Below are 22,505 nucleotides of genomic sequence, written 5' to 3'. Positions count from 1 at the left end.
CAAAATCTGCCCAACTTGAATAACAAAAAAGTAGACTAATTTATTGTGCTTGCTCTGCCTTTTGGGCATTTTTTAACAAAATTTGTTGGCGCTCATGTTGATCAAAAAAAGTCCACGCGACAAATCTGCTAATTTTTTGCCCTTGTGCCATGGGAATAATATGGCTTTGAACGACATTTGCTTGTTTCAACTTTTTGTTTATTAACGATAAACTCTCTTTTTTCGACACTAATGACGTAAACCACAGGCATTGGGTTTTATATTCAGTACTTTCGCGAATCATATTAGCAATAAAAGCGGCCTCGCCCCCTTTGCACCATAACTCAGCATGTTGCCCACCAAAATTAAGTATGGTTTTTGGGTTTGAATGCGTTAATTTACCTAACTTCTTCAATTTGGTTTGTGCACTTGCCAACGCATCTTGTGCCGAAGCATGGAAAGGTGGATTACATAACGTTAACGCATAAAATTCGTTAGGCTTAATAATATGCTTAAAAATGGCTTGACTATCTTTTTGTAATCGACACTGCACGGTGTTTTTTAGTAACGCATTGGCTTGTATTATTAACGAGGTAACCTTGATAGCCGCTGGATTGATATCGCTTCCCACAAACGACCAACCATATTCAGCACAACCAATAATGGGGTAAATCACATTGGCACCAACGCCAATATCTAAAACGCGAATTTGCTTACCTGTCGGAATGCTATTTTGATTATCTTGTGCCAATAAATCGGCTAAATAGTGAATATAATCCGCTCGACCGGGAATGGGCGGACATAAGTAACCATCTGGAATATCCCAATAATTCATTTGGTAATCATTAAATAACAACGCTTTATTTAACATTTTAACCGCCAGCGGATCGGCAAAATCGATCGATACATTGCCATATGGATTCGGCTTTACATATTGAGACAATTCTGGAAGTCTATTGATGAGTTTTGCAAAATCATAACCGTTTCGATGTTTGTTTCGGCAATGTAATTGGGGCTTTTTTAATGAGGTTTGCACGGTTGTCCTATTTTATTCAAAATCAAATAATCGCTATTATAACGGCTTAACTGCAATATACGAAAACTGAACCTATAAGTTGATCAGAATTGTCATGGTGGGGGTAAAATAAAGTTTTTTTATTTTGGTGGATATGATTATGGATTAGGTGCAGGGGGTTCGGACGTTTTGACTTTTGATGAATAAAATAGCTACAGCGACCACGTCCGAGTCAGGGAAATAAAGTGAATTCCCTTTGCAATCCTGCGCTTGGCTGCAGAATTTGGCCTTCGGCTGCCTGATGCCGGAATAGGACAAACAACATAACCATCGTTTTTGAGAAGGGTTATTGTGTTTTTATAAGGCGGTTTTTGTTAAAAAACAACCGAAAAACTTTAATAAAATCAGTGCCTTTTCTGACCGTTTTTTTTGGTAATTAAATGGCTGTTATTAAAGTGCTTTATTCGTGGTTTTGTTGATTTGTTGTATGCTGACGCTTTGCTTAGGTTGTGTAAGTGATTGATTTAGCTTAAAAACAGCAAAATAAAAACTTCAATAAAATCAATACCTTTCCTGACCGATTTTTACTATGTTATTTTTATAGATTACCGTGTGTTTTTTTTAACTTTGTTTTGAGGGCCAAGTCAGTTGGTGTTTTTTGATATAACTAAAATCAAAAACCATTCGCACTCCAGTCGGGAAGTTGCAACCTAAGATGCGTATGTCGCTGATTTAGCCGTATCCCCTTACTTTATTACTTTTATCAGCAAGCTTGCGTGACAATTTCAGGTAAAAAGCTTGGATGATGAATAAGTGCTGTGCCAGTAGTGCTCATTTTACTGGTAGGCATATTATGCCTAGCATTTAATAGATGCCATCAGTTGAATTAACACCACTGTATTAAAGTACACAACAAACACTTATCCTGACCACCAACTGCTTGGTTATTCTTATTTATTTCCCCCTGCCCCCACGCCAACCACGCTTTTAGTGTGGGTGGTGGGGGCGCCGATTGTGGCTTCGCCGCCACAGCGCAACCCTAAGGGAAATGCCCCAACTTATGCGGGAGCTTTATTCTTTGTTAGATTGTCCTCTATCTGCACCATAACCGCCCCCGCGCGACCTAAGGATTAAGGACTAAGATATAAAAGCTAAGGTGCGATGCAAACAGTGTAAATGCTGAGACTGCTGAGATTGTAGCGGTCGACATTGCCGTAGAACGAGTTGACAGTGAAGGCATGGCTACCTGATACGTCGCTTGTCCAGTAGGTGCCGCCGAATAAGCCCGTATCATAGTAGCTGGACATGCGGCCCCACTCCGCGAAAAAACCAGCACCTATGTGACGCATGTAACGATTAACAGATGAACTAGGCGTGGCGCCTAAATTGCCATAGTTTGAATTGGTTAAATCCTTAACCCGTGCCAAACGATAACCCAAACTTCTACACCAAGATATTTGGTTAGACTGTGTATCCCGTTTATCACCCCGATTGACAAACCACTGCTTTAACACAAATCCATACCTCATCTCATTACCTGCACTATCCCTACCCACCAATTCAAAGGTCTGTGGCAAAGACAACGGAGTAAGCGGACTAGGATTATTTGAATTTATCTGAGTATCATCAGCCCTAGGACCGCTTAATGTTACCTTACCCCAACTATCGACTGTAGCTGTTATTCCACCACGAGTAACAGGAGACCACGTAAACCGACGTCCATCTACTCCTTCTGGCATCTCTAACTCAAAATACAACCCATCAGCACCCGTTGTAGGAAAATTTTGGTCGTAAGAGGATGAATCATTAGACTGAGTTAAAAAACCCTTATGAAAATCCCATATGTTAGCTGGGCCGGCGGAATCTCCTGAGCCATAAGAAGTAATCGGCCTTGCGTGACTCACAAAGTAACAAACACCAGAACTACTGTCATACGGATTGATATAATATGTCACCGTCTGACCGCTAAAATCAGTCCTATTAGGAACCCCGTACCGTGTTTGTAAATATCCCCCTGTACTTCTTAAGGTTACCCTATAAGGAGCCTTACATTTATCTAATGCATCACTACGACTTACTGTATTACCATTATTATCCGTAAATGATACCGATATATTCCCCGATGCGGTAACGCCATTTGTACCCTGTCCATCCCCGTCATCATCACGCCAATAATTATATCTAGTGATTAAATCACTTAAACTCACTGAACTAACCGATGATGGGACTATCATATCTATATGACCCAGAGTATTCCCTACATAAGGTAATGTTATTGGATTTGATACACTTGACGTATTAGTAGACGGCGTGATGACTTGGCCATCCTGCAACTTAATAGCCAACAAACTATCCGTTGATGTGGCCCTTGTTTGGCCACCATCAAACGTTAAATACGGGGCACTACCCACGATATATTTTGATGTATAAGCCGTTAATGCCACAGAACACTCTGCATATGACAACAATAACAACGCGAAGAACAACGACAATCTAGGTAATCTAAATAATCTTAGTAAGCTTGGTAATTTAGATAACCTAAATAAACTAGGTAACTTAAGTAAGATAAAGAAATTAGAAAAGTTAAGTAAGCTAAGTAAAAAACTTAACCCCGACGACCTCTCCAAGCGCGATGAGCTCAATAACTTAGGTGATAAAAATAAGAACTGTGTCTGATTTAGACTACGGTGAAATTGAAAAAGATTTAGGGCGTAGGTTTGGCAGGCCATGTGCCATGTGCCATGTGCCATAAATGGTAACGCATTTCGATCATCCTGTCAAGTAAATTTTTGTTTTATTTACACTTTTTATAACTAACTGCTCAACTAACGAGCTTTCCCTTGCTTTGAAAGCTCCTAAATTATAGTCGCTTGATTAATAATGCGCTAGTTTTTCCGTTAAAAATTTGTAAAGTTTTGTTAAAGATTAAGTCAACCTGCGTTGGGGGCTTTTTGGGGAATAATTTTGGGGGGGATTTTATATTATTAAATTCCGTGACAATATTATTCCCAATCCTTACTAAGGATCTTAGAATTCGATAAACTTCAAACACTTTGTTATAATTTGCGTCACTTTAAAATCAAAATACCAACCTTAATGAAAACCCTCTATTCCTTTATCATTTTAACATTAGTACCTTTTGATCTTTTTGCTGTCGATTTTAGCGGTGATGATTTATCAATTTGTTGGGGGATCCCTTTTGTGGGGATTTTGCTTTCTATTGCGTTATTGCCATTATTTTTGCCGCGATTATGGCATCATCATTATGGTAAAATAACAATGTGCTGGACGATGCTTTTTTTGCTGTTTGCCTTATGCTTGTTTGGTTTGCAAACAACAATTCATCTTACCGTTCATGCAATAATAGCGGAATACATCCCTTTTATTTTATTACTGCTGGCACTGTTTACTGTTTCGGGGGGGATTTTAATTAAGAGCGATGTGCTTAGTACGCCTAAGCTAAACGTTGGTTTGTTGGCAATAGGAACTTTGTTAGCGTCAATCATGGGTACAACTGGCGCTGCTATGTTAATGATTCGACCGATAATTAGAGCTAATCGTGATCGAAATTACGCCGTACATACAATTGTCTTTTTTATCTTTTTAGTGGCGAATATTGGTGGTGGACTAACTCCACTAGGTGATCCACCTTTATTTATTGGTTTTTTAAAAGGTGTTAATTTTGGGTGGACGGTTAAGCATATGCTGTTGCCAGTTTTGCTTAGTTCAATTTTGTTATTAGCAATTTATTATAAGATTGATTGCCACTACTTTCGCATCCAATATGACAATTCACTTGCGCTAGCTTCGACTCCCAAAGCTAGCACTATTAAGGTTTATGGTGTAAGCAACTTTCTTTTATTGCTAGTAATTATCACTTGTGTACTGATGTCAGGCATTTGGCGCTCATCGGTTGCCGTTGAGATTTTGGGTTCGCATATTACTTTACCCAATTTAATTCGTGATATTATGTTTATTATAATTACCCTCATTTCAATATTAATCACGCCAAAACAAGTACGCGCAGGTAACGAATTTAATTGGGAACCAATTATCGAAGTAGCCAAGCTGTTTATGGGAATTTTTATCACCATTGTGCCCGTGCTAGCCATTTTGCGTTCTGGTAACGATGGCGCTTTAGCACCTTTGCTATCACTAGTTACCACAGTTCAAGGCGATCCCATTAATAGCATGTATTTTTGGTTATCTGGATTGTTGTCGGGTTTTTTAGATAATGCGCCAACTTATTTGGTGTTTTTCAATCTAGCTTCGGGCGATGCCAATACTTTGATGACCGCGTTAGAAAAGACCTTGCTTGCTATATCAATGGGTTCAGTTTTTATGGGTGCACTTAGCTATATCGGCAATGCTCCTAATTTTATGGTCAAAAGTATTGCTACTCAAAACAAAATCAATATGCCAAGCTTTTTTGGCTATATGAAATGGTCAATATGTATTTTAATTCCGGTATTTATTATTGATGATTTGGTATTTTTTGTGTTTTTTTAATTTATTTAGTTATAAATATTACATATTATTGATTTTATGAGTTTTACACTTTGTATATAAAACTTGGTATAATGCAACGTTTCTACCGTAATTTTGAGAGTTATATATGTTAAATCAGTTAAAAGCAATTATTCAGTATCTTCTTCCTAAACAGCTATTAACAGTCATATTTGGATGGCTGGCAAAAAAGCAGTTGGGAAAAGTGACTACATGGATGATTATGGGCTTTTGTAAACTGTATAAAGTGGATTTGAGCGAAGCAAAAATTAACGATGTTAAAGCGTTTAAAACCTTTAATGATTTTTTTTCTCGTGAATTAAACGAGGATGCACGGCCTGTAGATGCTGGCGATAGTGTAGTTGTGATGCCAGCTGATGGGGTGATTAGTCAGTTTGGTACTATTCAAGATACTCAGTTATTACAGGCTAAAGGGCATTTTTATTCTTTAGAATCACTACTTGCTTGTCATCCTGATATGATCAAGTTTTTTAAAAATGGTTTATATGCCACAACTTACTTATCACCTAAAAATTATCACCGTTTTCATATGCCTTGCGATGGTATTTTGCGTGAGATGATTTATGTTCCAGGTTCGCTATTTTCAGTCAATAAAGCAACAACTGAAAGCATTCCGAATATTTTTGCGCGTAATGAGCGGGTGATTTGCTTATTTGAAACAGAATTGGGGCCAATGGCACAAATTTTAGTTGGTGCAACCATTGTTGGTAGCATTGAAGTACCATGGGAAGGCATTATCACCCCTCCACGTGAAGGTATCATGAAACGCTGGACTTATGACAATGAGATAAAATTAACTAAAGGGCAAGATATGGGGTGCTTTAAATTAGGTTCGACCGTAATTACTTTATTTGCGTCAAATGCAATTGAGTTTGATAGTCACCTTAAAGTGGGTAATATTGCTCGCATGGGTCAAAAATTAGCCGATAGGATATAGCTTTATGTGGATGCGTGGTGTTTTTTGCTTTGTTGCTGTGTTGTTTTCTTCAATGACTTTCGCCGAAGAATCTACACCAATCATTAATAATGAAGATGATCTGTCGCAAATCGTTCATCAGTTGAGCGATAAGAATGATGAACTCCGGCAAAATATGGAGTTACAAAAGAATCATTTAACCAGTATTGTTAATGAGCAAAACAATATCACCACACAGATTTCACACGTGCAAAATACGCTGGCAACACTTGATGAGCAAGGTGAGTGGTTAAGTTTTTCAACCGCTCTGGGCGAGACTCTGCGCCAACAGTTATTGCGCTTACCCGAAAAGCCTAAATCACAAGCTCTTGATGCCGAAATTGCTGAAGAAAAAGCCCAACAACTTAATTATAATAATATTTTAATTTCTTTAGATGATTACCCTATTTTAACCAGTCCACTTAATACTCTTAAAGAAGCTACACAATATCGTCGTTTGCTTCGTGAGCAGACTGAGTTACTTAAGACTCTTATATCCGGTAGTGATACCACTATTTTAGAACTTACTAAATTAAAAATTGCCAATAAGCAGTTAACAAATGCCATTGATGAAGTGAATGACGCCGCACATAGGTATTTCTTTTGGGTAGCAGATGTGAATCCTATCTCATTGAGTTATCCACTTGATTTAGCTAAAGATGTTATTTATGTAATTTTTTCAATCGATACCCTTTCGCAACTTTATAATGCGAGTATTGAAGTACTTAGCGCGCCCAAACCGCTATTTTTAATCATTTTGTCGTTACTATTTGTGTTTACGCATTTTAAAATGCGCACCAAATATAATACCTTTTTAACTAAATCCGCTAACCGCGTGGGTAAAGTTACGCAAGATAGTTATTCTTTAACCCTAAAAGTAGTGATCTGTTCATTAATTATGGCGTTACCGGTGCCAATTTTGTGGGCAGTGTTTGGTTATGCGTTGCAAATTAATTGGGATTATCCTGTTGCCTATGCATTAGGTTATGGTGTAAATGCGGCGGCGCCTATTTTGTGGGTGTTTATTATTTCAGCGCATTTTGCATCATCTAATGGGCTGTTTATTAGTCATTTTGGTTGGTCTGAACGTAGCGTGCGCTCAGCAATGAAATATTATCAGCTTTCGATTTGGCTTGTGATTCCATTAGTGATGATAGTGATGAGCTTTGACGAGTATAATAATCGCCAATTTGCCGCCACAATTGGTCGTACAGCGTTTATTTTTCTCTGTTTTGCTTTAGTATTTATGACTAACGCCATTCATCGCGCTGGAGTGCCTCTTTATATTGATAAAAAAGGTTCGGGCGATAATTTATTAAGTCATATTTTGTGGTTTATCTTATTAAGTGCACCATGGCTCGCCATTATTGCTGCTTGTTTGGGCTATTTATCAACGGCACAAGTGTTATTAGGTCGCCTTGAAGCATCGGTTATTATCTGGTTTGCGCTGTTAGTTATTTATTTTATGATTCGGCGTTGGATGTGGATCCAAAAGCGCCGTATTGAATTTGAACGCACCAAGCAACGCCGTTTAGAACGTATGCAGCGGGCAAAATCACAGGAAGAAGATATTAATTCGCTTAACGACAGTGTCGATGAACCAGTTATCGATTTAGATGCCATTAGTGCCCAATCCTTACATCTTGTCAGATCGATTATTATGATGATTGCACTCATTAGTATGATTTTACTATGGTCTGAGCTACATTCAGCTTTTGCTTTCATGAATAACATTAAGTTGTGGGGAACCAGCGCTATTGTTAATGGCACCGAAATAGAACAATACATTACTCTTGGTGCAGTATGTATTGCCATTTTAGTGATGACAATTACCGTGCAACTCGTCAAAAATTTACCTGCTTTGTTGGAGTTAGGCATTTTACAGCATTTAGATTTGACCCCAGGAACAGGTTATGCGATTTCGACGGTTTCAAAATATATTATTTTGATGATAGGTTGTATGATTGCGTTTTCGTTTATTGGTATTGACTGGTCAAAAATTCAATGGTTAATTGCCGCACTGGGTGTAGGGTTAGGTTTCGGTTTGCAAGAAATTTTTGCTAATTTTATTTCAGGTTTAATTATTTTATTTGAAAAACCGGTGCGAATTGGCGATACCGTGACAATTCGTGATTTGACAGGCAATATCACCAAGATTAATACTCGAGCAATTACTATTGTTGATTGGGATCGTAAAGAAATCGTGATGCCAAATAAGGCTTTTATTACTGAACAATTAGTAAACTGGTCTTTGTCGGATTCAATAACACGTATTGTGTTAACTATACCCGCAACAATTGATGCCGATAGCGAATTGGTAATTAAGCTTTTACTACAGGCTTCGGATGAATGTGAATATGTACTTAAAGATCCTGAGCCTCAAGTGTATTTAGTTGATATTCAAGAAGGGATTCAGTTGTTTGAATTACGTGTTTTTGCTGCTGAGATGGGACACAGAATGCAACTGCGTAGTACAATTCATCAATTGATACTTGATGCTTATCGTTGTCATAATTTAACACTACCATTCCCGCCATTACAAACTAATTTAGAGGCTTTAGGTCGCAAAAGTGGGCGCCGTAGTTATACCGTTGGTACCCTTTAACCAAATAGTGTTTCTAACCATGGCACGCCAAAAGCACCGGGTGCAAGCAGTGCAAACGCCCAAATAGGTGCAGAAGCAATATTGGCTACATTAAATTTGATGGCGGGCATGTGCATTGTACCTGCTATCAATGGCACTATTGCGCGTAATGGTCCAAAAAATCGCCCAATAAACACTCCTAATGTTCCATAATTATCAAAGAATCGCTCGGCTCGATAAACCAACTTAGGGTGTTTATTTAGCGGCCATGAAGCAATCACTTGTTGATGATAGTGTTTACCTAACCAATAAGATAGCAAATCCCCAAAAACAGCCCCAATAGACGCAGAAATAAATACTGGTACAAACGATATTGTACCACTGCCAACTAGAGCTCCTACCCCTAACAAAATAGCCGTTGCAGGAACAAAAAGCGATATGACAGCCAAAGATTCACCAAACGATAATAGAAATATAATCGGCAGAGTCCAAACTTGATGATGCTCTATAAATTGCATAATTGTCAATGTGATTTCATGTAACGACATAAGTTTAGTTTGTAAATTATTAATTGATTATAGTTAGCTATTTTACCATAATGCTAGATACTTAGGGCTAAGCACACACCACTTATTGATAGAATCTTACAAAGCGTTAACGTTTTTTAGGTTTATCAATGTTTGAGTTTGTGCTTATAGTAAACATAATCCAATTAATAAGAGACAAATCATGGCGATCGGTATTGAATCCATTCTTGTACGCAAATTTAAAGGCAGTGAATTGCAAAATGCTCAAGTGGATGTACTAGCTATTGAAAAGCCCGTTGCGTTAATTTATAACGGAATTTCGCATGTTGTGATGATGGCTACCCCAAAAGATTTGCACTATTTTGCAATTGGATTTTCGTTAACTGAAAATATTATTCAATCGGTGAATGATATTTATGGCATTGATGTTATTGATACTCCCAAAGGCATAGAAGTCCAGATTGAACTTTCGTCGCGACGCTTTAGTGAACTGAAAGAAAAACGCCGTAATTTAACAGGACGCACAGGTTGTGGTATCTGTGGCACTGAACAGATAGATCAAGTTTGCCAAGCCATTCCCACTTTGCCACGAATAAATCAAATTAAGTTAGCGGATTTTAGTGACAGCTTAAATGCCTTATCGCAAGTTCAACAAGTGGGTCAACAAACGGGTTGCACTCATGCGGCTGTGTGGCTAGATTTGAAAGGACAGTTTATGGCGGGATTTGAAGATATCGGCCGGCATGTCGCATTAGATAAACTGCTTGGTTTTAGAGCTATGCAATTGCCAAATAATCCTAAATATCAACATGGTGTGGTGTTGGTATCAAGCCGTGCCAGCTACGAAATGGTGCAAAAAACGGCCAAGTGTGGTGTGGAATTTTTGTTTGCGGTTTCGGCAGCAACCTCAATGGCCGTTGATTTGGCTAAACAGTGCCATTTAACTTTATTGGGATTTTTTAGAGGCGATAAAGGGGTAATCTATTCTGGCGATGATCGTCTATCTTAATGGCAATTTTAGGATTACCCTATATTAATTGGTCAAATTAATTTTCAACTTAATAAATTGAATAATAAAAATAAAAAAACTCATTATTTAATTGATTTTAAGATATCGCAATTCGTATCTTTCTTTATTAAGAGAAAATCTTCATAATATACATCACATAGCAGAAATTACTTTTTTTAATTATTTTATAAGTTTATTGTCTAACTGAACTAATTAATCGGTTAAAACTGTTTATTTATTCATCCTGTTTTACTTTGTAACATTTAATTTTTTGAAAGGATACTATCATGCATCAAACTTCCGATATTCAACAAGCCGTTAACTACATTCAAAAACACACGGACAAAAAACCAACTATTGGGATTATTCTAGGTTCAGGCTTAGGGCCTTTTGCCGATACACTTGAAGATGCGGTTCATATCCCTTATGACACAATTCCACATTTTGCCAAATCAGCAGCTGTAGGCCATGCCAATGAATTAGTTATTGGCAAATGTGGTGATAAAACCGTCGTGGCAATGAAAGGACGCTTTCACTATTATGAAGGATTTTCATTAGATCAAGTTACTTTTCCTGTTCGTGTGATGAAAATGCTTGGCGTTGAAAAATTAATCATTACCAATGCATGTGGTGCAGTCAATACCAGTTTTAAACCGGGTGATTTAATGCTCATTACTGATCACATCAATCTTACTGCTAATAACCCGCTCATTGGACCAAATAATCCTGATTTAGGTGTGCGTTTTTTAGATGTGAGTGAACTTTATAACAAGCAATTGCGTTCAACCGTAATGGATGTAGCTAAAGAACTTAATATTAACTTACAACAAGGTGTTTATGCTTGGTGGACAGGTCCAACTTATGAAACACCTGCTGAAATTAGAATGATTCGCGTGTTAGGTGCCGATGCAGTGGGTATGTCAACCGTACCGGAAGCAATTATAGCGCACCATTCAGGCATTAAAACTATTGGTATTTCGTGCTTAACCAATATGGCTTGTGGCATTTTAGATCAACCATTAGGGCACGAAGAAGTCATTGAAACAGCTGAACGCGTTAAAACAACCTTTTTACAACTCATAACAAAAACGATTGAACGCTTTTAAGTGATACTTTTATATTTGATTTTCTATAAAAAGTTCACTTTATTTTAGGAATAAACAATGAACATAAAAAATAGATTAAAAATAATGATGTTTTTCCAATATTTTATTTGGGGAAGTTGGCTAACTACTTTTGGTGCTTATCTATTTAATGCATTACACTTTTCAGGTATTGAAGTATCGATGATTTTTAGTACTAAAGGTTTAGCCGCATTAATTACACCATTTATTATTGGCATCATTGCCGATAAATTTTTACAAGCTAAATACCTTTATCTATTTTGCCATTCTGTTTGTGCTATTGCGCTTTTTTATGCCGCATCGGTCACTGATCCAGCCATTTTATTTTGGGTGATGTTAGGTAATGCGTTAGCATTTATGCCAACTATTTCCTTATCTAACTCAATTAGTTATCACTGTTTAGATAAGGCAAACTTAGATACTGTCGCTGTTTTTCCTAAAATACGAGTATTTGGTACAGTAGGCTTTATCATCGCTATGTGGACTGTTAGTTTATGCAAATTCGAGTTGAGCAATGCTCAGCTTTATGTTGCCTGCGCTGCTTCGGTTTTACTTGTGATTTATAGTGCAACATTACCCAATATTGCTGTATCTAAAAGTCAAAAACAGACTTGGATTTCTTATTTAGGGCTAGATGCTTTTGTGTTATTCAAAAAACCGGTCATGGCGGTATTTTTTCTTTTTGCTATGTTACTTGGTGCAATATTACAAATTACCAATACTTTCGGTAGCACTTTCTTACATGATTTTGCTAAAATTCCAGAGTTTAAAGATAGTTTGATTGTGCAATACCCTGCTATCTTATTATCTGTTTCGCAAATGGCTGAAGTCGCTTTTATCTTGACTATCCCATTTTTTCTCAAAAAATTTGGCATCAAAAAAGTCATAATGATAAGCTTAATTGCTTGGACACTTAGATTTGGTTTGTTTGCATTTGGCGATCCAACACCTTTTGGATTTGTGCTATTAATGCTTTCAATGATTGTCTATGGGTGCGCATTTGACTTCTTTAATATTTCAGGATCTATTTTTATTGAAAAAGAGGTCAACGCTGATATTCGTGCTAGTGCTCAAGGGCTGTTTATGACAATGTCCAATGGTATTGGCGCTTATTTTGGTTCGATTTTAAGTGGTGTTGTGGTTAATATGTGTACACACGAGGGGACTAAAGATTGGCAAACAATTTGGTTAATTTTTGCATCTTATGCGCTCGTAATTGGTGTTGTTTTTTATTATTCATTTAATTATGAACATACTAAAAACCAATCTGATATCTAACCATTTATCTATTCAGATTAATGAATTTTAAAATATTATTTATCATGTTATTTTAATTCATTTTTTCATTTAATTTATTAAAAATCCGCTGGGGAGATTGAAAAACAATCGCCCCTGAGGGTTTTTATTGTTTTTTGTTTTTTGTTTTTTACAATATTTTTTAGTTTGATGAGATTTAAATATGCAATATAAATTTTTGGGTGGTTTTCTGGTTTTTTTAGGAGCATGTAGTTTTGGCGTGCTCTCCTCTATTGTGAAAACTGCGTATAAAGCCGGCTATTCCTTAGGTGAAGTGACGGGTATCCAATGTTTTTTGGGAATGTTAATGCTGTGGAGTATTCACTTTATCGTTAAAACAATACACAAACCCAAACATTCAACACCAACTAATACATCATCAGCAACAACGAGCGCAAAAAAAATGCAATCAACAAAAAAATGGAAAGTTTGTGCCGTTGGTCTTTTTCCTGGCTTGGTAGGCATCTGTTATTACCAATGTGTACAACTAGTGCCAGCGTCAATTGCCATTATTTTATTAATGCAATATTTGTGGATTAGCGTCATTATTGATTTTGTTATTTTTAAAAACAAACCTAGCATAATTCAGCTAGTAGCCGTTATTGTAATTATTTTGGGTAGTAGCTTAGCCGCAGGTGTATTTAATCAAGATATTAACTTAAATTTGACAGGTTGTTTTTTTGGTTTTTTAGCAGCGCTGATGTATTCGCTGTTTATCAGCACTAGCAGCAATATTGGTAATGAGCTACCTAAACTCGAAAAAAGTGCGTTGATGATTACTGGCGCATGTATTATTACGTTTTTAATTTTTCCACCTTTGTTTTTCTTCAAACTTGATATTAGCGATAAGCTATACCAATTAGGATTTTTATTAGCGTTACTTGGAACTGTACTGCCTCCTTTTTTATTTTCAGTGGGGATCCCTAGAATCGGAATTTCATTAAGTGCTATATTATCAGCAGCAGAACTACCTGTCGCAGTGACTTGTTCATATTTTTATTTGCAAGAATCGGTCCATTTTAATCAATGGATTGGGGTCGGTATTATTCTATTGGCAATTGCTTTGCCGAACTTAATGCATATCAAAAAATACGACTGATTTTAGGTTATTGGGCAGGGCAAAAATCCTGCCTGTTAATTTGCTAATATGAGCAAATTACAAAATAATAAAATAAAAATACCGAAAGGTATTGAAAATCGAGTCAATCATCACTATATCTATAACCTGATTATCAAGCTTACTAATATTGCTCGTTTAATCAAAATAAGGAATTTGATTAGCCATCTTGCGTTTAATAGCTTTAATAGTCAAATAGGTTAAAATTTATTATGGTAGATTTTTCACCGCTATGGCGTATTTGTTGGTAACATTTTAAAAATATATCTTGAACCAAAAGGTTAAATCTAGCAAAATTATTGAACTCTCCAAAATAAAATTTGTCTTATAAGGGAGTGGCTTTTGTTAAATGGTATTCATTGACTGCTTTAAATATCCAGCCATTCGTTTATTGAGATATTTTATTCTAGTATAAGTGTTTTGTCGTATTGATCACACTTCGTAATTAGCCTTTAAATAAGGCTTACAAGTAAATAAGACTATTTGTTTCAGTCTAACCGTTTTCCCGATAGTAGCAGTTTCTAATGGTGTTTTATTTGTTAAGCTTTTGTGCTTTTAAATTTAAATTCATTAATTTAAATATCTAATAGTAAAGATCATTAAATATTTGAAATTTTGTTTATTTTTATATTTAAGCATTATGTTAACCTGAAATATTTTACATAAAAAGTAACAATCGATTTTCGTTATTGAATGATCTTGTTACCTTTTTATCCTAATTAAAAAGGAAGTTACAGAATGAAGACATATAAAAAACCTTTATTTACCTTAGTACATAGTAATGATTCAATACCTGAGCATAGAACACTAGCTTATTTAGATCCAACATTAAATTATTATACTGATCATATTGATGAGATTATTGCTTTGCGTGTTAAGGAACTTAAATTACATCATTCTGAATATAGAGAGTATCACGATGGCAATAGGGTCAATAAAGGTGAGTTTTCTTTTGTTTTTCACGAAATATTTGAATCAGAACATCATAAAAAACAAATTGGCATGCTCAAAGATGACCTCGCCATTGCTAAAGAGTCAAATAAAATAAAGGAATTACTAAATACTCGGATAAAAGAAATCGCTAATGTTTATCCTGAATTACAATTTAATTTTAATGATATGCAATTTTTACCGACTAAAGTAAAAGAGTACCTTTTTGCTCCACCTTTAATCTTAACTGAAGATAATGCCATTATGCTTTGGGATGATTAAATTGAACAACAACAAAAATTTATATCTCAAAAGTAATGACAAACATCACAGTATTAATTGAATTTGGAATCTATACTTGGATGCTAGATATCAATAGAGCTTAAGGAGATATTATAGTTATCAACAATAGTTGGCCTTTCATGATGACCCTCCAAGGGGGCAATGGTAGTATTTTTGCATGAAAAGCACATTACCTACCAATGTTGCCAACTCGGTTGCCCTCTCATGCTGGGGCAACCTGTCTTTGTCTATTTAATTTAAATATATATGATCTTTCTGAGGTTTAAGGATTAAACACTAAAATTTAAGGATAGACACACATTCCGTACGCAGTTTCGTTAGTTTTTCTAGTTTTAACCTGACCTCCAACCGCGGTGACAACAAGCTGGCTACCTGCAACTACATCGCTTGTCCAGTACGCATTATCTGAGGGTAGACCAACTAAATCCATGTATTCCATCGCGTAACCCCACTCGCTAAGCAGCCCTCCACCAATTCGACGATGGTAATGGTTTCCAACCGATGATGGTTTAGCGCTTTGACAACTGCTGTGCAGGCCAGTACAATTTGCGTTGGTGACATCTTTAACCTGTATAAGCCTATAACCTAATTTCTTACACCAGTTTTCATGTGAAGAGAGTAAAGAAAATCTGTCTCCACGATTGATAAACCACTTTTGTAATACAAATCCATATTTGATCACTGATTTACCACTGCGATCGTAACCAACTAATTCGAATGTCTGAGGTAAGTTTGGTTTGCTAATTGAGTTTCGATTTCCATTCGCCGTTGGACCGGTTAGTGTAATTCGCACACTGCTGCCTGTCGCATTGGACTTCATGTTGACAGTTATACCTGCATTATTGACAGTTGGCCAAGTTAGTGGACCACTACCCTCTATATATAAATCAAAGAATAAACCATTACTACCAGTAGTAGGGAATTCACCAGATGAGGTAAAGCCTTTACTTGGATTCCACATACCTTCTGGACCAGCGAATTGATTTACGTCTAACCTTAGATCCCCCGCCTTAATATAACAGACTTTAGGCGTTAAGATTGGAGTAATGAAGTAACTGACAGAACCCGCGCCGAAAGTGCTGCTATTAGGTACACCGTACTGTGTCATTAACATACCATTGGTATTGCTTAACACCACTTTATAAGGTGCTCCGCAAATATCTAAGACATGATTGCGACTAACTCTTTGGTTATGCCTATCTGTGAAGCTAATACTTAAGCTACCTGTAGCGGTTAAACCATTTTCTCCCTGTCCATCACCATCATCATCACTCCAGAAGTTATAGGAGCCATTAATTAGTTCCTTTAATTCTATTGAGTCTGTTGATGTTGGTATAAACATGCCAACATTAGCCAAGGTCTCGCCTTCATTAGGTAAGGCTATGGGATCGGTCGCGGTTGAAGTATTTGTTGCTGGCGTGATAGTGGTGCCATCTGATAAAGTGATACTTAATAGCTCTTCCGTCGTGGTAGCCTTAGTTTTACCTCCATCAAATGTTAAATACGGTGCTGAACCTTGAATTATATTTGTTGTAGTAGCCGATAACGCTTGTGTATTTAATGGATATGACAATAACAATGGCATGGTCAAGATAAATAAGTAAGATTTTGAGCATTTATATAATTGTAATCGCGGCTTTAGTTCAAAACATAGCCACTTGTTAACATTTATTAAAAAGTATTTACGACAATTTTGTGTATGTTTATTAAATAAGTGGGCGGTATAAATAATGCCTGATAGGTATTTAGAAACATTTAAAACATAATATTGCCAAATTTGATAAAAAAAGTTGTACTGCATAATATCCTATATTTCAAGTTTTTTCCTGATAAATCGTTTTTATATTCGTTTTTTAACCAATTAAGTTTTAATTATACGAATCCACGGCAGTATAACGTTAAAAAAAAATTTATCTACCTTTTTATATAAAAATTTTTTAAATAAAATTTAAAATAAAATAACAAACATTTTTAAATACTTTATATAGGAATTACTCGCGTTGTTTGTAGTAATTTGAGAAACTACTGTAATAAATATACATAAAAACCGAACTAAAGAGTATTTATTCAGATAACAGACGTGAATATCAAGACACAGGCAAATATCTATTTGTTAAAGCAGATAACAACCAATCGGGTAAACTAGAAATTCACTAGACCACATAGCCCACATACTAATGGGAAAACCGAAAAAGTGTGATACTCACTTTAATAGAAATGTGGCATAATCAGCAAATATTAGAAGATATCAAAAGATAGAAAACCAAAGCTTAAGCGATTTTCGGTAAAACATCTTATGATGTTTTTAGAAGGGTATTTTGATTATCAAGTGTTAATAACCCGGCATTTTTCCGCATATAAACGTTTAAAATAAAAAATAATCAGTCATCCTCACCAAAATATTAAATAGCACACACATGTATCGTTTTGTAATTTCGTTAATATTGTTCTGGTAATACCGTTGTCTTAAATAATAACATTATACTTTGGAAAAACTAAAAAAAGCTGTTTTTAGCAATAATGAATCAAAACGATAATTTACAGGATTAAAATCCTGTAAATTATTTTATTTAAATGGCTTATTATTTGTAACTGATTAATTAATTATGTTTTTACTTGATAATTAACTATTAAAAGCGCTTTCGCCATGGCTATTGATGTCAAGCCCCTCCCTTTCGTGCTCTTCTGACACCCTTAAGCCAACACAAATATCTGCAATTTTATAAGCAATATAAGCCACCACAGCAGTCCAAATTACACAGGTAATAACACTCATCAATTGGATCCCTACTTGACTTACCATTGTGGTACCTTCTGTATAGCCAACTCCCCCAAGAGACTCTGATGCAAAAATACCTGTCAATATACAACCAACAATACCACATACGCCATGCACACCAAATACGTCACACGTATCATCAACTTTTAGCATTCTTTTGAGTGTTGATACTCCCCACACCCCTGCAAATCCACAAATAAAACCAATTAACATCGCACCGCCAACACCAACAAGGCCGGCAGCAGGTGTTACGCCAACTAATCCCGCTATCACACCTGATGCAGAACCAAGGCATGATGGCTTACCTCGTAAAAACCATTCGGCTAATGTCCATGCTAAAACCGCAGCTGCAGTTGCAGCAACTGTGTTAATAAAGGCTAAACCTGCGATTTCATCAGCATGTGTTGATGAGCCTGCGTTAAAACCAAACCAACCAATATAAAGAATCGCAGCACCAAGATAGACATAAGGCAAGTTAAATGGTTTTAGTGGTTCACGATTATAACCAAGACGATTTTTAATTAAATAAGCACCAACAATTCCAGCAATCGCTGCGTTAATATGTACTACAGTACCACCGGCAAAATCGAGCGCACCTTCATCACCTAAAATTCCGCCCCCCCATACCATATGAGCCATAGGAATATATGAAAATGTAAACCATAACACCATAAAAATTAATACAGCTGAAAAGCGAATTCTTTCTGCGAAAGCACCTGGAATTAAACAGCAGGTAATACAAGCAAATGATCCTTGAAATGCGACCCAGATGAGTTCATAAATTGATCCTGACACATCCGTAATACCAATGCCTGTTAATAAAAGATTGTTAAAGTTACCATAAAACCAATTTCCTTCACCAAAAGAGAGTGAGTAACCATAAGTAATCCATAACACGGCAATAAGTGAAAAAGTTACAAGGATTTGAGATAACATTGATAACACGTTTTTGGAACGTAATAAACCGCCATAAAACAAAGCAATACCAGGAACAGACATAAAAAGTACTAAGGCAGTACAGATCATCATAAATCCATTATCAGCTTTATCAACTATGCCGGCTTCATCAGCAAAAGCAGTACTTGAAAATAAAAAAGCTAAAGAGAAAATAAATTTTTTCAACATAATTATATCCTTAACAATAAATTACAGTGCCGATTCATCGGTTTCGCCTGTACGTATACGTACCACATGATCAAGTGAGGTAACAAAAATTTTGCCATCACCAATTTTGCCCGTATGTGCTGCTTTAGACACAGTACTAATGACTTCGTCAAGTTGATCGTCGCTAATAGCTAAGTCAATTTTAACTTTAGGTAGAAAATTGACATTATATTCGGCGCCACGATATAGCTCAGCATGACCTTTTTGTCGTCCAAATCCTTTGACTTCGGTAACGGTTAATCCTGTAATGCCTATATTGGATAAGGCTTCTCGAACTTCTTCTAATTTGAAAGGTTTTATTACTACAGTAACTAATTTCATCAATTGCTCCTAATAAATATGAGATACAATACGATTCTTGCAAAGATCATGCCAAAAATAGATAACTTCACATAATTTAAGCGGAATTGATAAGAGAAATGAAAGTGAGCAGTTATAAAAATTCAAACTTAGTGATTGAATTTAATTGATTAAAGAGATAAACAATAAAAGTCTGCTTTGATATATTGCCATTTAGCTATGCACTAATATGGTGCCAATGTGTATTATTAGTGCTAAGCAATTATACTCAATTAGGAGTCATGCAAATTAGAATGTCACCATTAGTTTACGATATTCATCATAAGCAAAGTGGTCAGTCATACCGCTAATATAATCTTGCAGTAAGCGACATCGGTAATAAAATTCCATGCAAGCAAAGTTTGCTTCATATAACTTGAGTTTGCTAATTGCCTGCTCATAAGCAGCGCAATGTTTTGAAGATAATTTGTGATATAAGCGCGTTTCAATAGGATAATGCTTGTGGTGTTTGTCCTCAACCAATTTTAAAAAATCATCGGTAGGCATATCAAGCAGTGGACTATAAATATCAAGCAATCCGCTAATAATTCGGTACCCTTGAAGTTCGATATTTTCGACCGATTCATGATTAAACACATGTTTAAAACCAACTGTTTTAAAAATATTAAGTAATTTATATTCTGCACCATTATCTTCAAGTAAAGCATGATTAAACGAGCCACAATAAATGGCTTCAATATTTTCAATAACGCGCTCGGCTGCATGTGGTACCAATCTACCTATGGTGTTGACTCGCAGATACATAAAAAACTGATCGATACCAATTGCATCAAATTCATTCTGTGTTAGGTTTTCATAAGGGCGTTTAACCACTGTATCAAACAAATCACCTTTTTTAATTGGACCCCATGCTTCTGCCAGACAAGTATAAAGCTGTTTTACTGTTAGGATTTTCTTTTCAACAGCATCTTCAAGATCGGCAATACAATATGAGATATCATCGGCCGCTTCCATAATGTAAGTTAATGGATAACGATGAAATGGTTTTATATCAAGCTGTTTGTAAAGTTCCTCAATAAACGGTTCTTCTGATAAATAATAGCCTGGTTTTTTCATTAAGTAAGAAAATTCAGCGGGCACCTGATTTGACCAATAAGCTGGTTTAGAATATTTAAGAATCGAGGCAATTTGTGAATAAGTTAAATTGAGACGTAATATGGAGTGAACTAAACGAATTGCTTGCGCGTTACCTTCAAAATTTGATAGATCTTGGCGAATTTTGGTTTTAATTTCTTTTATTTTGTCATCATCGTTATCATGGATTTCTAGCGCTGGATAATCTGTTGATTTACCAAGACCTAAGCGCTGTGTAAACCATTTATTGATAGCGGCCTCACCAAAGTGACCAAATGGAGGATTACCAATATCGTGCATTAAACAGGCCATTTCAACTAGACTTTCGATCGCCATTATGCAGTTATCAAGTCCATATTTTTTTAATTTTCCTACTTTGCCAAGGCGATTGATAATTTCTTTGACAATGTAACGACCAACTTGTTGCACTTCCATAGAGTGAGTAAGCCGCGTTCTAACCACTGAATTCCGTTCTAATGGAAAGACTTGCGTTTTTTGTTGTAGGCGACGAATAGCTGCTGAATTAATGATGCGACCACGATCACTTTCAAAACAACGTACTATCGAGTATTCATCAGATAGTGATTCACGCTGTTTGCTAGCATAACGTTGATAATTGATTTTTTGATTAAAGTTGATCATGGTCTATCTCTAATTTCATCGTCTTAATCAGTTTAGATTGCTAAATCGTTATAATTTTTGCTTTGCCCATTCAATACTTTTTTGATAATCATTAGGCAATAGTGGCATTAGATTTTCTAACGCTTTTAATAATTGACTAGACTGGCTATGAGTTAAGTTTAAATGCCCTACTTTACGCCCTGCTCTGACTTCTTTTTCGTACCAATGCATATGTACCAAGTCGATAGATAGCCAATTAAGATTTAATTCTGTACCAATTAAGTTAACCATAATTGATGGTGCAAAAACATTTGGCTTAGGGAGTGGTAAATCTAATATGGCACGAAGATGCAATTCAAATTGGCTTATCGAAGCACCATTTTGTGTCCAATGACCACTATTATGTACCCGTGGAGCAAGTTCATTAATTAGTAATTTACCATCAACAATGAAGCATTCCATTGCCATTACGCCAATATAATTCAATTTATGCATAATGGCAGATAGCATTTTTTCGGCTTGTGTTTGCAATAAAGGGACTTGGTTTGGTAGCACAACGCTCATTTTTAAAATACCATCTTGGTGTAAATTATTGGTAAGCGGGTAAAATACCGTTTCACCTTTTGCATTACGCGCCCCCACTAATGACATCTCTTTTTCAAATGGAATAGCCTGCTCAACAATCGCGTTTTGATAAATATCATCTGGGACGGTGATTGGATGACTAACAGCTATACGCCATTGTCCTCGTCCGTCATAACCACCTGTTCGACGTTTAACAATTAATAGATCCCCCAGATCAGTAAATAAAGTTGGCCAATCTTGAGAATGATTAAGCGTAAACCATTTAGCTGTGGGTAATCCAAGTTCATCAAACAGCTGTTTTTGAGTTAAACGGTCAGCAATAAGCGGAAAAACATCTCGATTAATAAAATGAGGATGCTTAGCTAAAATTTGCGTAAAAGGGGTATCTGACCATCGTTCAATTTCGGCTGTGATCACTGACTGTTGATATGGAATAGTAGCAGGATCTGCATCTAATCCAACAGGATAAACTTTAATACCTAACGGTTCTCCTGCTTGTTTAAGCATTCGCCCTAGTTGACCATTACCTAATACACAAACAGATTGAGTTTTCATA

The 22,505-nt window shown here is 36.1% G+C and carries 16 protein-coding genes; 8 read left to right on the top strand and 8 right to left on the bottom strand.

Annotation, left to right across the window (positions count from 1 at the left end):
* Positions 1 to 40: 40 nt before the first annotated feature.
* Both rlmF and GYX25_RS00995 read right to left on the bottom strand, forming a co-directional pair.
* Positions 41 to 1,015 (bottom strand): 23S rRNA (adenine(1618)-N(6))-methyltransferase RlmF, encoded by a 975-nt coding sequence (gene rlmF / locus GYX25_RS01000; protein ID WP_174786475.1) that lies wholly within the window; start codon positions 1,013 to 1,015, stop codon positions 41 to 43.
* A gap of 1,130 nt (positions 1,016 to 2,145) precedes the next feature.
* Positions 2,146 to 3,744 carry a hypothetical protein gene (locus GYX25_RS00995; protein ID WP_174786474.1) on the bottom strand — a complete coding sequence of 533 codons (1,599 nt, stop codon included), beginning with the start codon at positions 3,742 to 3,744 and terminating at the stop codon, positions 2,146 to 2,148.
* Positions 3,745 to 4,090: 346 nt separating this feature from the next.
* Here GYX25_RS00995 and GYX25_RS00990 point away from each other — a divergent pair, with 346 nt between their 5' ends.
* The 3 genes from GYX25_RS00990 to mscM all read left to right on the top strand — a co-directional run bounded on the left by GYX25_RS00990 (position 4,091) and on the right by mscM (position 9,081).
* Positions 4,091 to 5,503 carry a sodium:proton antiporter gene (locus tag GYX25_RS00990; RefSeq protein WP_174786473.1) on the top strand — a complete coding sequence of 471 codons (1,413 nt, stop codon included), beginning with the start codon at positions 4,091 to 4,093 and terminating at the stop codon, positions 5,501 to 5,503.
* 106 nt (positions 5,504 to 5,609) lie between these two features.
* Positions 5,610 to 6,458, top strand: a complete 849-nt coding sequence (asd, locus tag GYX25_RS00985; protein WP_091347383.1) for an archaetidylserine decarboxylase — start codon at positions 5,610 to 5,612, stop codon at positions 6,456 to 6,458.
* A gap of 4 nt (positions 6,459 to 6,462) precedes the next feature.
* Positions 6,463 to 9,081: a miniconductance mechanosensitive channel MscM gene (gene mscM / locus GYX25_RS00980; RefSeq protein WP_091347386.1), complete on the top strand. Its 2,619-nt coding sequence runs from the start codon at positions 6,463 to 6,465 to the stop codon at positions 9,079 to 9,081.
* On the opposite strand, the gene GYX25_RS00975 is transcribed toward mscM, so the two are convergent.
* Positions 9,078 to 9,608 (bottom strand): DedA family protein, encoded by a 531-nt coding sequence (locus GYX25_RS00975; protein ID WP_091347388.1) that lies wholly within the window; start codon positions 9,606 to 9,608, stop codon positions 9,078 to 9,080. The two genes, mscM and GYX25_RS00975, sit on opposite strands and share 4 nt — an antisense overlap.
* A gap of 181 nt (positions 9,609 to 9,789) precedes the next feature.
* Here GYX25_RS00975 and fdhD point away from each other — a divergent pair, with 181 nt between their 5' ends.
* The 5 genes from fdhD to GYX25_RS00950 all read left to right on the top strand — a co-directional run bounded on the left by fdhD (position 9,790) and on the right by GYX25_RS00950 (position 15,345).
* Positions 9,790 to 10,596, top strand: a complete 807-nt coding sequence (gene fdhD, locus GYX25_RS00970) for a formate dehydrogenase accessory sulfurtransferase FdhD (protein ID WP_174786472.1) — start codon at positions 9,790 to 9,792, stop codon at positions 10,594 to 10,596.
* A gap of 287 nt (positions 10,597 to 10,883) precedes the next feature.
* Positions 10,884 to 11,702 carry a purine-nucleoside phosphorylase gene (locus GYX25_RS00965; RefSeq protein WP_091347393.1) on the top strand — a complete coding sequence of 273 codons (819 nt, stop codon included), beginning with the start codon at positions 10,884 to 10,886 and terminating at the stop codon, positions 11,700 to 11,702.
* Between the two features lie 57 nt (positions 11,703 to 11,759).
* Positions 11,760 to 12,998 (top strand): nucleoside permease, encoded by a 1,239-nt coding sequence (locus GYX25_RS00960; protein WP_174786471.1) that lies wholly within the window; start codon positions 11,760 to 11,762, stop codon positions 12,996 to 12,998.
* Between the two features lie 181 nt (positions 12,999 to 13,179).
* Positions 13,180 to 14,115 carry an EamA family transporter gene (locus tag GYX25_RS00955; RefSeq protein ID WP_174786470.1) on the top strand — a complete coding sequence of 312 codons (936 nt, stop codon included), beginning with the start codon at positions 13,180 to 13,182 and terminating at the stop codon, positions 14,113 to 14,115.
* A gap of 756 nt (positions 14,116 to 14,871) precedes the next feature.
* On the top strand, positions 14,872 to 15,345 hold the full coding sequence (locus GYX25_RS00950) for a hypothetical protein (protein ID WP_091347400.1): 474 nt from the start codon (positions 14,872 to 14,874) through the stop codon (positions 15,343 to 15,345).
* Between the two features lie 304 nt (positions 15,346 to 15,649).
* Here GYX25_RS00950 and GYX25_RS00945 read toward each other — a convergent pair whose 3' ends face one another.
* The 5 genes from GYX25_RS00945 to purK all read right to left on the bottom strand — a co-directional run bounded on the left by GYX25_RS00945 (position 15,650) and on the right by purK (position 22,504).
* Positions 15,650 to 16,951, bottom strand: coding sequence for a hypothetical protein (locus tag GYX25_RS00945; protein ID WP_238785927.1), 1,302 nt, complete (start codon positions 16,949 to 16,951; stop codon positions 15,650 to 15,652).
* A 1,038-nt stretch (positions 16,952 to 17,989) separates the two neighbouring features.
* Positions 17,990 to 19,270 (bottom strand): ammonium transporter AmtB, encoded by a 1,281-nt coding sequence (gene amtB / locus GYX25_RS00940; RefSeq protein ID WP_091347404.1) that lies wholly within the window; start codon positions 19,268 to 19,270, stop codon positions 17,990 to 17,992.
* 21 nt (positions 19,271 to 19,291) lie between these two features.
* On the bottom strand, positions 19,292 to 19,630 hold the full coding sequence (gene glnK / locus GYX25_RS00935) for a P-II family nitrogen regulator (protein WP_091347406.1): 339 nt from the start codon (positions 19,628 to 19,630) through the stop codon (positions 19,292 to 19,294).
* A 267-nt stretch (positions 19,631 to 19,897) separates the two neighbouring features.
* On the bottom strand, positions 19,898 to 21,385 hold the full coding sequence (dgt, locus tag GYX25_RS00930; RefSeq protein ID WP_174786468.1) for a dGTPase: 1,488 nt from the start codon (positions 21,383 to 21,385) through the stop codon (positions 19,898 to 19,900).
* Positions 21,386 to 21,433: 48 nt separating this feature from the next.
* On the bottom strand, positions 21,434 to 22,504 hold the full coding sequence (gene purK / locus GYX25_RS00925; RefSeq protein WP_091347412.1) for a 5-(carboxyamino)imidazole ribonucleotide synthase: 1,071 nt from the start codon (positions 22,502 to 22,504) through the stop codon (positions 21,434 to 21,436).
* Position 22,505 lies beyond the last annotated feature (1 nt).

The sequence above is a fragment of the Gilliamella sp. ESL0254 genome (assembly GCF_013344985.1).
In the GTDB taxonomy this organism is placed as follows: Bacteria; Pseudomonadota; Gammaproteobacteria; order Enterobacterales; family Orbaceae; genus Gilliamella; species Gilliamella bombicola.
The sequence above is the reverse complement of the archived record's forward strand: the minus strand, read 5'-3'. Positions and strand labels throughout refer to the sequence as shown.

Bases quoted from the DNA above. Each gene is read 5' to 3' on its own strand.
- GYX25_RS00990 (WP_174786473.1), top strand. From the start codon at position 4,091: ATGAAAACCCTCTATTCCTTTATCATTTTAACATTAGTACCTTTTGAT.
- GYX25_RS00945 (WP_238785927.1), bottom strand. From the start codon at position 16,951: ATGCCATTGTTATTGTCATATCCATTAAATACACAAGCGTTATCGGCT.
- GYX25_RS00995 (WP_174786474.1), bottom strand. From the start codon at position 3,744: ATGGCACATGGCACATGGCACATGGCCTGCCAAACCTACGCCCTAAAT.
- GYX25_RS00955 (WP_174786470.1), top strand. From the start codon at position 13,180: ATGCAATATAAATTTTTGGGTGGTTTTCTGGTTTTTTTAGGAGCATGT.
- asd (WP_091347383.1), top strand. From the start codon at position 5,610: ATGTTAAATCAGTTAAAAGCAATTATTCAGTATCTTCTTCCTAAACAG.
- mscM (WP_091347386.1), top strand. From the start codon at position 6,463: ATGTGGATGCGTGGTGTTTTTTGCTTTGTTGCTGTGTTGTTTTCTTCA.
- GYX25_RS00950 (WP_091347400.1), top strand. From the start codon at position 14,872: ATGAAGACATATAAAAAACCTTTATTTACCTTAGTACATAGTAATGAT.
- amtB (WP_091347404.1), bottom strand. From the start codon at position 19,270: ATGTTGAAAAAATTTATTTTCTCTTTAGCTTTTTTATTTTCAAGTACT.
- glnK (WP_091347406.1), bottom strand. From the start codon at position 19,630: ATGAAATTAGTTACTGTAGTAATAAAACCTTTCAAATTAGAAGAAGTT.
- GYX25_RS00960 (WP_174786471.1), top strand. From the start codon at position 11,760: ATGAACATAAAAAATAGATTAAAAATAATGATGTTTTTCCAATATTTT.
- fdhD (WP_174786472.1), top strand. From the start codon at position 9,790: ATGGCGATCGGTATTGAATCCATTCTTGTACGCAAATTTAAAGGCAGT.
- GYX25_RS00965 (WP_091347393.1), top strand. From the start codon at position 10,884: ATGCATCAAACTTCCGATATTCAACAAGCCGTTAACTACATTCAAAAA.
- purK (WP_091347412.1), bottom strand. From the start codon at position 22,504: ATGAAAACTCAATCTGTTTGTGTATTAGGTAATGGTCAACTAGGGCGA.
- dgt (WP_174786468.1), bottom strand. From the start codon at position 21,385: ATGATCAACTTTAATCAAAAAATCAATTATCAACGTTATGCTAGCAAA.
- GYX25_RS00975 (WP_091347388.1), bottom strand. From the start codon at position 9,608: ATGTCGTTACATGAAATCACATTGACAATTATGCAATTTATAGAGCAT.